Here is a 12157-nt window from a genome sequence, read left to right on the forward strand (position 1 = left end):
CGCCGGCGTCGCCCGCGCCTTGGACACCGGACGCCGTGAGGTCGCCGAGGTGTGGATGGCGGCGGGCGTGCTCTGCTTCGGGTTGACCGCGCTCACCACCCTGACCGACGCCGACCCGGCCGCCCACTGGGCGCTGCTGCTCCTGCTCACCCTGCTGGCCTGCCGGTTCGTGCCGATGCTCGCCGTGGACGTGCCCGACCAGTACCTGATCGACCTGGAGCGGCTCGCGATCACCGCGTGGTCGGCCCGCGACGTCCGCTCGGGCAAGCGGCGCCGCACGGTGATCGCCCCGCGGATGGTCGAGGACCTGCTCGAGACCGGTGCCGTCGTCGTCACCACGGCCTGCCTGCTGCTGGCGGGAGTGGTGGCCGTGGCAGCGCCGGCGCTGCTCGGCACCGCCACCCTGAGCGTCGATGAGATCGGTGCCGAGGCGCTGGTGCTCTTCGTCGGCGGTGGCCTGCTGCTCGCCGCGCGCAACCTGCGCCACCGGGTGGCCCGGGCGGCGTTGCGCGTCGCGGGCACCTACTGCTGGGCGGTGCTCGCCTGGCACCTGCTCGTCGACGCGTCGTCGCAGCAGCGCTGGTGGTGGGTGGCCCTCGCCACCGCGCTGGCGCTGGTGGTGGTGGCGGCCGCGGTCGCCACCGGACGTGGTTGGCGCTCGGTGCGCTGGGCACGGCGTGCCGAGCTCGGCGAGGTGCTCTGCGGGGCGTTCGCGATCGCAGCGCTGGTGGTCGCCAGCGGTGCCTTCCGGGTGCTGTGGGAGATGCAGACCTGAGCGACGCTCAGCGCCACTGCCAGCTGGCGAGCATCCCGTCCAGGGCCGCCCGGGCATCGGCCATCGAACCCGGGTGGGTCAGCGCCAGGGTGACGATCCCGTCGCTGCGCTCCATCCCGACGACGATCCGCGGGTAGCCCAGGTCCTCGCCCTCGAAGACGAACGCGGCAGCGCCGGCGACGGTGGTGTCGGCGACCCGCTTCACGCCGGTCGAGGCGGACATCAGGTTCTCGCCCATCTCGACCAGGTCCGCGAGCGGCGGCATCGGGGTGAGCTCGTGGCGCGAGATGCTCAGGATCGCGACCGGGTCGGTGGCCAGCTGCGCCCGGACGCTGTCGTCGCCCGGCTCCACCTGCCACTGCTCGGGAACCTGCAGGGCGAAGCCGGGGCGCTCGACGAGCACTCCGGCCGGCGCGCTGTCGGTCGGCTCGGTCGGCTCGGTCGGGGTGCCGCCCTCGGTGCCGCTGGTGCCTGCGCTGGTGCTCGCGTCCGGCGTCGGCTCGGAGTGCTGGGGATCGTCGTCACCGCAGCCGGCGATCAGGGTCAGGCCCAGCAGGGTCGCACTGGCGAGGACGGCGAGGCGCATCTTCGTTCTCCCGAGAAGGTGATGAGCGGACGTGCTGGCCACCCTATGCGGATCTGTGGAAAACCTGCGTCCGAGGTTTAGCGCCCTCGGGCTCGGGTATCTCCCTCGATGCCGGGCTGAACCGCAGCTCCGGCTCTCCAAGAAGTCTCGGGCGGGTGGACCCGTCACGGGGAAAGGACAGATCGATGAGCATCTCCAAGTCCGAACAAGTCCTCCTGCAGTCCGCCAAGGACGTCGAGCAGGTGTACCAGGAGAGCACGGCCGACATCGCCACGTTGCGCGGCAAGCTGGCTCGCCTGGAGACCGAGTGGGTCGGACGCGGTGGCACCGCCTTCCAGACCACGATCATGCGGTGGGACGAGGCGGCCAAGAAGACCCTCTCCGCACTCGAGCGGTTCCGCGACGAGCTCAACGCCGTCGAGGCGCACTACACCTCGACCGAGGACAACGTCTCGCAGGGCTTCAACCGCTACGCAGCCGGTCTCGGCTGATCTGTCCTTCCACCACCACATTCCTTAGGAGACAAGACAATGGGCAACCTGGGTGACCTCAAGGTCGGCTACGAAGCACTCGACGCCAGCGCCGGCGACATCCTGAACGCGGCGGCCGCGCTCGAGCAGAAGATCAATGACATGGAGAAGCGGATGGAGGCCCGCAAGGCGGAGTGGAGCGGCAAGGACTCCGACGCCTTCGACGCCTGCCGTGCCGAGTGGGACAAGGGCATGGCGGACATGAACCTCGCTCTCCAGGGCATCGCGAAGGCCGTGAACCTCTCCAAGGAGGAGTACATGTCCACCGAGGCGAACAACGCCAAGCGCTTCGCTTGGTGATCGCGCCGCGCCGGGTGCTCGGCTGAGCGTGCCGAGCACCCCGACCGCGGCTCCACCCACTTTCATCGCACAGGGGAGTTGAACCTTGTCTTTCTGGGTTCCGATGAAGTTCACGCCGGATCTTCCGGGCGGGGACGGCGGTGGCTCCGAGGAGCTTCGCGTCAATCCGCAGGCGGTCGAAGAGGTCGCCACCAAGACCGAGACCCTGGCTGCCGACCTGATCGCCGATGCCGCCTTCAAGAAGGTGCCGGCTCACGTCGATGCGGTCCGGCTCGGTGACTACGGCCATGCCAGCGAGGTCGCCCAGCTGCACACGCTGGCCCACACGATCGTCAGCGACGTCCTGGTCGGCGTCAACAACGATCTGCTCGACTTCGCCAAGCAGCTGAAGCTCTGCGTCTCCGACGCCGAGGACCAGGACACCATGAACGCGACCATGCTCAACGCGATCGCCGGCGTCGAGACCACCAACCAGGCCGAGCAGGCCGGCCAGGCCTCGCGCGACGAGAACCTGCCCACCGAGGAAGGAGCCTCGTCATGACGTGCGATGCGGGAAGCGCGCCCAACGCGGGCGCGGCCGAGCGCCGTCTCGCCGCGACGATCGCCGGTGCCGACGAGCTCGAGATCACCAAGGCTGCCCAGGGTTGGCGCTCCGCCTCCGAGATCCTGTTCGAGGTCAAGAACGGCCTGATCGGTCAGGCCGACGCGCTGGAGAAGGACAAGACCCTCAGCAAGGCGGGTCCGGCCGCGGCCGTGGCCTACCGGCGGATCGCCGACCAGGTGCAGAAGCGGATCGACGAGGTGAACCGCGCCGCGGGTGCGCTGGTCAAGGCCAGCACCGCGATCACCGAGGTCAAGAACACCCAGCTCTCGCCGGCCATCGGCGCGTTCAGTCCCGGTGGGCTGCGCGCTGAGGGCGTGGACCTGATCGACATGCGCAAGGCGCACCAGAGCGCCCAGACCTCCCGTCTCGGCGTGCGCGACCAGGAGTCGCAGGCCGCGCTGACCAAGCTCGACACCGAGCTCGAGGGCGTTGCGGTGATCCTGCGGGAGATCACCGGCGAGCGCACCCCGGACCGGTTCGATCCCCAGCAGAAGAGCGCCACCACGCCCAGCGCTGCGCCGACGCCGACCCACGTGATCTCCGGCCCCACCAAGCAGCCGCCGGTCTACCAGGTCACGCCGGTGAAGCCGCCGACGACCATCGTCGAGCCGATCCCGGTCCAGCCGGAGCCGGTCTGGCCCGGTCCCAACGACACCGACGACCCGGGCCCGAAGAACCCCATCGATCCGGTGCGTCCGACGAGCCCGACCGTGCAGGCACCTACCGGTCCGATCTCCGCGCCCACGCCCGGCAGTCCGGTGCCCGGCGCGGTCACCGGCATCGGGGCAGGAGTGGTGAGCACCGGTGCCGCCCTCGCGGCGACCCGCAGCGGGGTTCCGTTGCGCGGCCTGACGCCCGGCACTCCGGCCCAGCTCGGGCGCTCGGCGGCCAAGCCGGGCAGCAGCACGCTGGGACGCCCCGGCATGACGCCGGGTCAGTCCGCGACCGCACGCCCCGCGACCAGCGGCGCCCGAGGCACCGGCGCGGGCTCCCGCGCCGGGCTGGCACCGGGGCAGAGCGGGACGCGTGGCGCGGCCGGCCGACGTGGCCCGGTCGCCGCCGCCGGCACCGGCGGACGCCGTGGCAAGCGGGACGAGCGCGGCGAGGACCGCGACGCCCTGACCTACGCCGACGACGAGAGCTGGCTGGGAGAGGAAGAGGCCGGCGGCGCCGTGCTCGACTAGTGCGTGCAGGCTAGCCGACCTGCCGCGTTGCTTCGCGCGACGGTGGGCCGCGTCGATGGCCTAGGCTGCACACTGCTGGCATCGGGGCCGCCGCCCCGTGTGGACGTTGATGATGGGAGACGGATGTCCCAGGCCGCGCCCCCCGCGGGGGCCTCGGGAATGGTGCGGGTGACCGTCGCCTCGGGGTCTCGTCGTGTCGATCTGGTCCTTCCCGGATCGGTTCCGGTCGCCGAGCTCCTGCCGGAGCTCGCCCGCAGCGTGGGCCTGCTCGACGCCGCGACCGTCTACGCCGGCTACCAGCTGGTGGCTCCGGACGGACGACGGCTGGCCGGTGACGCGGGGTTGACCATCCAGGGCATCGAGGACGGCGGCCTGCTGACCGTCACCGCAGGTGTGGACGAGAAGGCGCCGCGGGTCTACGACGACGTCGTCGAGGCGATGGCCGACGCCGTCGAGCGCGACCTCACGCCGTGGTCGCCCGTGGCCGGCCGGCGCACCGCACTGACCGCCGCGTGTCTGCTGCTGACCCTCGGAGCCTTCGCCCTGCTGCTGCAGCGCGACTCCGACCTCGGTGCCGTGGCCGCTGCCGTGATCGCGGCCCTGCTGGTGGTCGGCGGCGTGACGCTGTCGCGCGCGCAGCGCGAGCGGGAGGCGGCGATCTGCCTGGCCTGGATGGGGGCGGGCTACGCCGCCGTCGCCGGGGTGATGGCCGTCGACGACCGGGCGCTCAGCGACCCGATCACCATCGCCGCCGCCGGTGGGGGAGCCCTGCTGGCAGGCATCGCCGCCGTCGCCGGGCTCGACGCCGGACGGGTGCTGGTGATCCCCGCAGTGGTGGTCGGCAGCATCTTCGCGGCCAGTGGCCTGGTCATGGACGCCGCCGAGATCACCGATGTGGCCGAGGCGTTCACCGTCGTCCTGGCCGCCGTCGTGGTGGCTGGGAGCCTCCTGCCCTGGCTGGCCCTGAGCGCGACCAGCACCCGGGTCGAGCAGATCATCACGCACAGCGAGATCACCGCGGAGCCCACGCCGATCGACCCCGACCTGGTGCGCCGTGACGCGGTGCTCGGTCATGAGCTGTTGCTGGCGATCTCCGCGACCGTCGGCGCGCTGCTGGTGCTGATCGCGCCGATGACCGTCAGCCTCGGTTGGGCGGGCACGCTGCTCGTGGTGTCCGGCTGCGTGGTGGTCATGCTGCGCACCCGCCAGTACCGGGCCGGCTCGCAGGTGCTGCTCGGGCTGGCCTCGGGGGTGCTCGGTCTGCTGGTCACCGCCGCCGCGGTCCTGGTTCTGCACCCCGACTGGCAGCCGTCGGTGGCCGTGATCCTGGCCGGCTGTGGCGCGGCGCTGCTGGCCTTCACGTTGGTGCCGAGCAGCCAGGCGATCCGCCGTGGCCGCTTGGGCGACGTCGCCGAGGTCGCGGCGCTGGTCGCGCTGCTGCCGTTGACCGTGGTCGCCGTCGGCCTGGTCGGGTGAGCGATGTCCACCAAGCGTGATCTGGTCGAGGCGCATGCCTTCAGCCGCCGTCGCCTGGTCACCGCCTTCCTGAGCGGTGCGCCCGGTGGACGCGAGGTGGAGCCGGTGCGCCCCGGGCGCGCCCTGGTCGGCGGAATCGCGTTGTCGGTGCTGCTGCTCGCGGGCGCTGCGATCGCGGGCTTCTTCCGCCCGCCCACCCCGGCGGACTGGCGCGAGCCGGGGATGGTGATCTCCAAGGAGCGAGGCACGCCCTACGTGATCCTGGAGAGTGGCGACGAGCCGCGACGCCTGGTCAACGTGACCTCCGGAATGCTGATCCTGGGCTCGGGGTTCGAGCTGCGCACGGTCAAGCAGGACGAGATCAACAAGCATGTCGGCGGCGACTCGATCGGGATCTTCGGCGCCCCCGACGACCCGCCGGAGGCCGGTGCACTGGTCAGCGACGGCTGGACGGCGTGCGTGGTCGGGGGCGGCGGCCTGCGGCTGCGCATCGACGACGACGCCGCGCTCGCCACGCCCGCCCCGACCGGTGCCGCCGTGGTCCGCTCCAGTGGCGACGACGGAGGCTACTACCTGGTGGCGCAGACCGAGCGGGGCGCGCGGCGGCTCGCTCTTCCGGCCACCGACGATTCCCGGATCGCGATCACCAACGCCCTCGGCGGCGTGCAGGACCTCGGCACAGTGAGCCCGGCCTGGCTGGACCTGATCCCTGAGGGACCGGCGCTGGAGCTGACCAGCTTCCCGGTCGGGGCTGGCGGTGCGGCCGACTACATGGGCTCCGGCTTCTCGGTGGGCGACATCGTCGAGGCCAGCGGCCAGGTCTACCTGCTCGGCACGGACGGCCCGATGCCGCTCTCCGGCTTCGCCGAGCTGATCTATGTCGCGCTCGGCGGTCCTGCGGAGCGGCAGACCAGCGGGCCGATGAGCACCCGCACGGTGCCGGCGCCGAGCGGCTGGCCGGCCCAGGCACCGAGTGCCACCGAGCTCGATCCCACCGCCGACGGCAGCCGGGAGCTCTGCGCCGTGCTGTCCACGGATGCCGATCGGGAGACCCAGGCGATGCTGGCGACGGCACCCGTGCCGGCGGCCAGTGCCGACGGCGTCGACGACGGCATCGCGGTCGAGGTGGCCACCGCGCGCGGGGCCTACGTGCTCGGCGCCGACCACGGCGACCGCACCGGCGGCCAGCCCTGGCTGATCGACTCGGCTGGCCGTCGCTATCCGCTCGGCGGCCCAGCCGGGGAGACCGCGGACAGCCTGGGCTACGGCTCCTTCGACCCGCCGACCGTGCCGGACGCCTGGATCGAGCTGATCGGCTCCTGCGGGCCGGAGCTCTCCCGCGAGCTGGCGCTCGGAACCCCGGACCTCGCCGCGCAGAAGATGACATGCGAGTAGCGCGTCTCGGCATCGCCGCCGCGCTGGCCGGCGCCGCGTTGGTGTTTCCGGCGGGCCCCGCACAGGCCGAGGTGAGCGGCAGCGACTGCCAACCCGCACGTCCCGAGGGCGACTACGCCGAGCCGATCGAGGACACCACCCAGACCGGCGACCTCGGCCAGCGGCTGCGGTTGGCCGAGGCGCACCGGATCGCGACCGGCACGGGGATCGGCGTCGCCGTCCTCGACACCGGCCTCGACCCTGCCCTGCTGCCCGGGGCGTCGCGGGCGGAGCGGATCACCACCCGGGGCCCGATCGGGCTGCCCGGGACGAAGTCCAAGCTGTATGACAGCCACGGCACCCTGACGGCGTCGCTGGTCAGTGGGACGCTGCCGGCCTCGGGCGACAGCGCGGCACAGCCGATCGGCGTGGCCCCCGGTGCCCACGTCGTCCCGATCCGGGTCGCGGACGGCGGCGCGGACATCGTCGCCGCCTTCGAGGACGACGATCTGACGCCGGTCACCGCCGGGAACGTCGCGGCCGGGATCAGCGAGGCGCTGCGGCTGCGCAAGCGGGAGAACATCAAGGTCATCAGCATCTCGCTCTCGATCACCGAGCCGGACCGGTCCCTGGCCCGCGCAGTGCGCCGGGCCCAGCGGGCCGGGGTGCTGGTGGTCGCCTCGGCAGGCAACCGGTCGTCGGGCGACAGCGAGCAGGAGAAGGCGCGCAACGCGTTCCGCGCCGGCGAGGACAAGGTCCCCTACCCGGCGCGCCTCGACGGCGTGCTCGCCGTCACCGCGGCCGATCGCGACGGCTCGGTGCCCACCGCGGCGGTCACCACCGGCCCTGCGGTGTCGGTCTCCGCTCCCGGCTCCGGGCTGATCGTGCTCGGGCCGCAAGGGCGCACCTGTGCACTCGCGGAGGTGGCGACGAGCTGGGCGGTGCCGCAGGTGGCGGGGCTGGCAGCCCTGCTCTTCGATGCGTTCTCCGAGCAGCGGATCACCGCGGCCCAGGTGCGCACCAGGATCGAGGCCACCGCCCGCGGTGGGTACGGCAATCAGGCACTCGACGGCAACGGGATGATCCAGCCGCTGGCTGCGCTGCGCGCCGACCTCGACGTCGCCCGCGATGGCACCCTGCGTGCCCCGGCCGTGGTGCGCGAGCCCGCCGAGGAGCTGAGCGCGCCCGAGCCGGAGGACGACCTGCTCGCCGGGGCCCGGCACTCGATGCGCTGGTGGGGGATCGGCGCGGGTGGTGCGTTGGTGCTGGCGCTGCTGGTGCGGCCGCTGCTGGTCCGTCGTCCGCGCCCCTGAGCAGTCGTCCGGCCACGCTCCCGGGGCGTTGCGACTCCGAGCAGGCTCAGCCGCGCAGGACCTCGGGGGTGGGCTTCGGGTGGCGCGCGCGCCGGGCCCGCTTCGCGGCGTACATCCGCTGGTCCGCCCGCTCGATCAGTGCCGTCGACTCGCTGTCCGGCTCGCCGAGCGCGGTGCCGAGGCTCGCCGACAGGCCGTCGAACAGTTGGCCGTCGGCCAGCTCGTAGGGCCGCGCGAGCTCCTCGTTGATGCGGCGGGCGAGCAGGTCGAGCTCGGCCTCGTCGACGTCACGGCACAGGACGGCGAACTCGTCGCCGCCGAGGCGGGCCACGGTCGGGCCGTCCCCGGCGATCCGGGTGAGCCGGTCGCCGACCTCGACCAGGAGCCGGTCGCCCTCCGCGTGGCCCCAGCCGTCGTTGACGAGCTTGAACCCGTTGAGGTCCAGGTAGACGAGGCCGGTGCGGGTGCTGCTCCCGGCGGTGAGTGCGGCCCGCAGCTCGCTCATGAAGTGCGCTCGGTTGGCCAGGCCGGTCAGCGGATCGTTGAGGGCGAGCCACTGCAGATCGGCCTCGGCCCGCTTCCGTGCGGTGATGTCGGTGGCGACGCCGATGTAGCCGGTGTGCTCGCCGTCCGGCCCGGCGGTCGCGGTGACGGCGAGGCTGACGTCGAGGCGGGTGCCGTCGCGTCGCACGTAGGTCCACTCCCGCACGTCCGCGCGCCCGCGCTGGGCGCTGGCGGAGAAGACGGTGAAGCCTGCTGCCACGCCGAGCTCGCGGGACCGGGCCTCGAGCTCGGCAGCCAGATGGAGCTCGGTGGCGTTGCGCCCGATCATCTCGTCGCGCTCCCAGCCCAGCATGAGCTCGGCACCGTGGTTGAACGCGGTGATGATGCCGGTCGGGTCGGTGCCGATGATCGACTGCTCGGTCGCGGCGTCGAGGACCCCGGCCAGGAAGTCGGCGTCCGCGAGCGCACGCGCCTCGGCCGCCTCGAGCTCGGCGACCAGCGCGGCGCGGGAGTCACGGAACAGGGCCAGGGCGAGGACCACGCAGGTGAGGCTGCCGACCATGCACTGGGCCAGCAGTGCGCGCACCATCGGCGCGGTGTCGACGTCGAAACCGTGGCCGACGAGCGTCGTCCAGACGATGAAGACGCCCGCAGCGAGCAGGAAGACGGTGCTCACGGTGGTCGAGTACCGCAGCGCGATCCACATCGCCGGCACCAGGCTGACGAAGGCCAGCGGCAGATCGGAGTAGACCCAGAAGACGGCGACCAGGGTGACGGCCGCGAAGCCGACCGCGGCGATCCCCTCGAGCAGCCGCTTCTTGGAGACGTAGCTGGCGGTCCAGGAGCTGTCGCGGAGCTTGATCGCGACAGCGACCCCGGCCAGGATCGCGACGCCGTTGCGGACCGCGAACATGGCGAAGGTGGTGTGCAGGCTCTCGCTGCTGGAGGTGACGGCGAAGTAGCCGGTGGCCATGGTGGCGGCGATCAGGCTGCCGCCCGCGGTGGCGAGCAGCAGGCGGGCCAGGTCGCCCGGGTCGCGCAGCTGCGGGGGCCGGGCCTCGCGGCCCGTCAGCAGGATCGCGGTGGCGACGGCCAGGGTCAGGTTCACGACGGCGAACCAGATCGCGGAGCTCGGCACCGATCCGGTGGCCAGGCTGGTCGTCCCGGAGACGACGGCGAGGAGCGCGCAGTTCGCGACCAGCACGCTGCGGCGTCCGGTGGCGCGGGCGTGACTGACCCAGAGCACGGCGACGGCGGCGGCCGGCCAGATCAGCGCGATCTCGCTGCCGGTGACCCGGGTGGCGCGGCCGAGCGCGACCGCCGCGGCGTAGACGAGGGCGGCGCCGAGCGCCCACAGCACGGTGTGGGTGAGCGACCTGGGGGCCGGAACGGGGCCGCGATCGACGGCGCGGCGTGCCTGGCTCACGATCACTCCCTCCCGCTGTCGTCTGCCCGTCCTATCGGTTGGCGGTGCCAACATTAGAGAAAACCGGGTGAGCGTGTTGCGGGGGAGGTCACAACGATGAGACCTGCGGAGCTCGCCGGCGCACGATGACGGGGATGCGACAACGGCCCCTGATCAGCATCGCTGCTGGCCAGAGGCCGTTCTCCAGATGGCGGAGGTAGGGGGATTCGAACCCCCGAGGGCGTTAACCCAACCCGCTTTCCAAGCGAGCGCCATAGGCCACTAGGCGATACCTCCGCCGCGAAGATTACCGGTGATGGTCGAGCGGTGGAAATCGGGGTCGCCGGTCCCGCTCCAGGCAGGCCGGGGCTGGTGCGCGAGGACCCCCTCGTCTTGGGCTGACGGCGGGGCTCGCCTAGACTCCTGCGCAACCCCCCGCGTGGCGGCATCTCGCTGAACTCCCCCAGGGCCGGAAGGCAGCAAGGGCAGGTGAGCTCTGTCGGGTACGCGGGGGGCCTTTGCGTCTCCGGGCGCCTTCTGGTGCTCCGCGCCGGGGTGCTCCTCGGGGCTTCGTGGACCGGGGTGCTCGTGTAGGAGCCATGCCCGGGGGCACGTCCCCGCCAATCGCGCCTGCTGCGCGCTGCCCGGCCCGCGCTGTGGACGGCGTTGTCCTTCCTCGCCGTGGCTCCGCCACGTCTCGGGCGTCCGCCTTGCCACAGCACGCCCCGAACATCGCTCGCAACGGCGCCCTTGTCGGGGCCATGCCCTAGGGTTCAGAGAGTGGAAGCACCGCTCGCCCTCTACCGCCGCTACCGGCCGGAGACCTTCGCCGAAGTCATCGGTCAGGAGCACGTCACCGAGCCGTTGCGCGCTGCGCTGGCGAACAACCGGGTCAACCACGCCTATCTGTTCTCCGGCCCCCGCGGCTGTGGCAAGACGACGTCGGCCCGGATCCTGGCCCGCGCGCTCAACTGCGAGCGCGCCCCGATCGCCGATCCGTGCGGCGAGTGCGACTCGTGCCGCGACCTGGCTCGCGGTGGCCCCGGCTCGATCGACGTGATCGAGATCGACGCCGCCTCGCACGGTGGGGTCGACGACGCCCGCGACCTGCGCGAGAAGGCGTTCTTCGCCCCGGTGAAGAGCCGCTACAAGGTCTACATCATCGACGAGGCGCACATGGTGAGCCCGCAGGGCTTCAACGCGCTGCTCAAGCTCGTCGAGGAGCCGCCGCCGCACCTGCGCTTCATCTTCGCCACCACCGAGCCGGAGAAGGTGCTGCCCACCATCCGCTCGCGCACCCACCACTACCCGTTCCGGCTGATCCCGCCGCGCCTGCTCTCCACCTACCTCGGTGAGCTCTGCGAGCGGGAGGGCGTCGCGATCGAGCCGGCCGCCCTGCCGCTGGTGGTCCGAGCCGGCGCAGGCTCGGCACGTGACACCCTCTCCGTGCTCGACCAGCTGCTCGGCGGTGCCGGTCCCGAGGGCGTCACCCACCGCCTGGCCACCGGCCTGCTCGGCTACACCCCGGACTCCCTCCTCGACGAGATCGTCGACTCCTTCGCGGCCGCCGACGGCTCCGGGGTCTTCGGCGTCATCGACAAGGTGATCGAGACGGGGCAGGACCCGCGCCGCTTCACCGAGGACCTGCTCCGCCGCCTGCGCGACCTGGTGATCATCGCCGCCGTGCCCGACGCCTCGGCCACCGGCCTGATCGACATCCCGGCCGACGCCGCCGAGCGGCTCACCGCGCAGGCCAACCGGTTCGGCCTCGCCTCCCTGAGCCGGGCCGCCGACCTGTTCGCCGCCGGACTCACCGAGATGCGCGGCGCCACCGCACCGCGGCTGCTGCTCGAGCTGATCTGCTCGCGGGTGCTGCTGCCCGCCGCGGACCACGCGACCGAGGGCCTCCTGGCACGCATCGAGCGCTTGGAGCGCCTCGGCTCGGTTGCCGCCCCCAGTGCTCACGCCCAGCCGGCGGCCGCAGGATCGGCTCCGGCGACGGCACCTCCGGTCGAGCAGCCCGGCTCGCTGGCCGCTGCTCGCGCCGCCCTGCGACAGAGCCAGGGAACACCCGCGGCGGCACCCGCTGCGCCGCCTGCTGCTGCC

The 12157-nt window shown here is 72.6% G+C and carries 10 protein-coding genes, 1 tRNA gene and 1 other RNA gene; 9 read left to right on the forward strand and 3 right to left on the reverse strand.

Annotated features, from left to right (window positions below; translation table 11 throughout):
• Window positions 1-782: 782 nt before the first annotated feature.
• The gene (locus tag ABD151_RS10960; RefSeq protein WP_343994217.1) at window positions 783-1361 is read right to left on the reverse strand and encodes a hypothetical protein; all 579 of its coding nucleotides are present in this window, start codon (window positions 1359-1361) and stop codon (window positions 783-785) included.
• Window positions 1362-1546: 185 nt separating this feature from the next.
• Here ABD151_RS10960 and ABD151_RS10965 point away from each other — a divergent pair, with 185 nt between their 5' ends.
• From ABD151_RS10965 to ABD151_RS10995, 7 genes are all read left to right on the forward strand, one after another.
• A complete protein-coding gene (locus ABD151_RS10965; RefSeq protein ID WP_343994218.1) occupies window positions 1547-1852 on the forward strand; it encodes a WXG100 family type VII secretion target in 306 nt (101 codons plus the stop codon).
• Between the two features lie 39 nt (window positions 1853-1891).
• A complete protein-coding gene (locus tag ABD151_RS10970) occupies window positions 1892-2191 on the forward strand; it encodes a WXG100 family type VII secretion target (protein ID WP_343994219.1) in 300 nt (99 codons plus the stop codon).
• Window positions 2192-2276: 85 nt separating this feature from the next.
• On the forward strand, window positions 2277-2732 hold the full coding sequence (locus tag ABD151_RS10975) for a hypothetical protein (protein WP_343994220.1): 456 nt from the start codon (window positions 2277-2279) through the stop codon (window positions 2730-2732).
• Window positions 2729-3979, forward strand: coding sequence for a TrbL/VirB6 family protein (locus ABD151_RS10980; RefSeq protein ID WP_343994221.1), 1251 nt, complete (start codon window positions 2729-2731; stop codon window positions 3977-3979). The genes ABD151_RS10975 and ABD151_RS10980 overlap by 4 nt, the downstream gene beginning before the upstream one ends.
• A gap of 123 nt (window positions 3980-4102) precedes the next feature.
• Complete coding sequence (eccD, locus tag ABD151_RS10985; RefSeq protein WP_343994222.1) at window positions 4103-5455, forward strand: type VII secretion integral membrane protein EccD; 1353 nt, start codon at window positions 4103-4105, stop codon at window positions 5453-5455.
• 3 nt (window positions 5456-5458) lie between these two features.
• Window positions 5459-6850: a type VII secretion protein EccB gene (locus tag ABD151_RS10990; RefSeq protein ID WP_343994223.1), complete on the forward strand. Its 1392-nt coding sequence runs from the start codon at window positions 5459-5461 to the stop codon at window positions 6848-6850.
• Window positions 6841-8142, forward strand: coding sequence for a S8 family serine peptidase (locus ABD151_RS10995; RefSeq protein WP_343994224.1), 1302 nt, complete (start codon window positions 6841-6843; stop codon window positions 8140-8142). The genes ABD151_RS10990 and ABD151_RS10995 overlap by 10 nt, the downstream gene beginning before the upstream one ends.
• A gap of 46 nt (window positions 8143-8188) precedes the next feature.
• On the opposite strand, the gene ABD151_RS11000 is transcribed toward ABD151_RS10995, so the two are convergent.
• Both ABD151_RS11000 and ABD151_RS11005 read right to left on the reverse strand, forming a co-directional pair.
• A complete protein-coding gene (locus ABD151_RS11000) occupies window positions 8189-10072 on the reverse strand; it encodes a diguanylate cyclase domain-containing protein (protein ID WP_343994225.1) in 1884 nt (627 codons plus the stop codon).
• Window positions 10073-10260: 188 nt separating this feature from the next.
• Window positions 10261-10348, reverse strand: a tRNA-Ser gene (locus tag ABD151_RS11005).
• Window positions 10349-10480: 132 nt separating this feature from the next.
• Between ABD151_RS11005 and ffs the strand changes: the two genes are divergently transcribed.
• An RNA gene (gene ffs, locus ABD151_RS11010) (signal recognition particle sRNA small type) lies at window positions 10481-10571 on the forward strand.
• A 146-nt stretch (window positions 10572-10717) separates the two neighbouring features.
• Window positions 10718-12157, forward strand: a 1440-nt coding sequence (locus ABD151_RS11015; protein ID WP_425571911.1) for a DNA polymerase III subunit gamma and tau, incomplete at its 3' end; no start/stop codon positions are given.

Origin of the sequence: Nocardioides dubius (assembly GCF_039528155.1) — a bacterium.
GTDB classification, from domain to species: domain Bacteria; phylum Actinomycetota; class Actinomycetes; order Propionibacteriales; family Nocardioidaceae; genus Nocardioides; species Nocardioides dubius.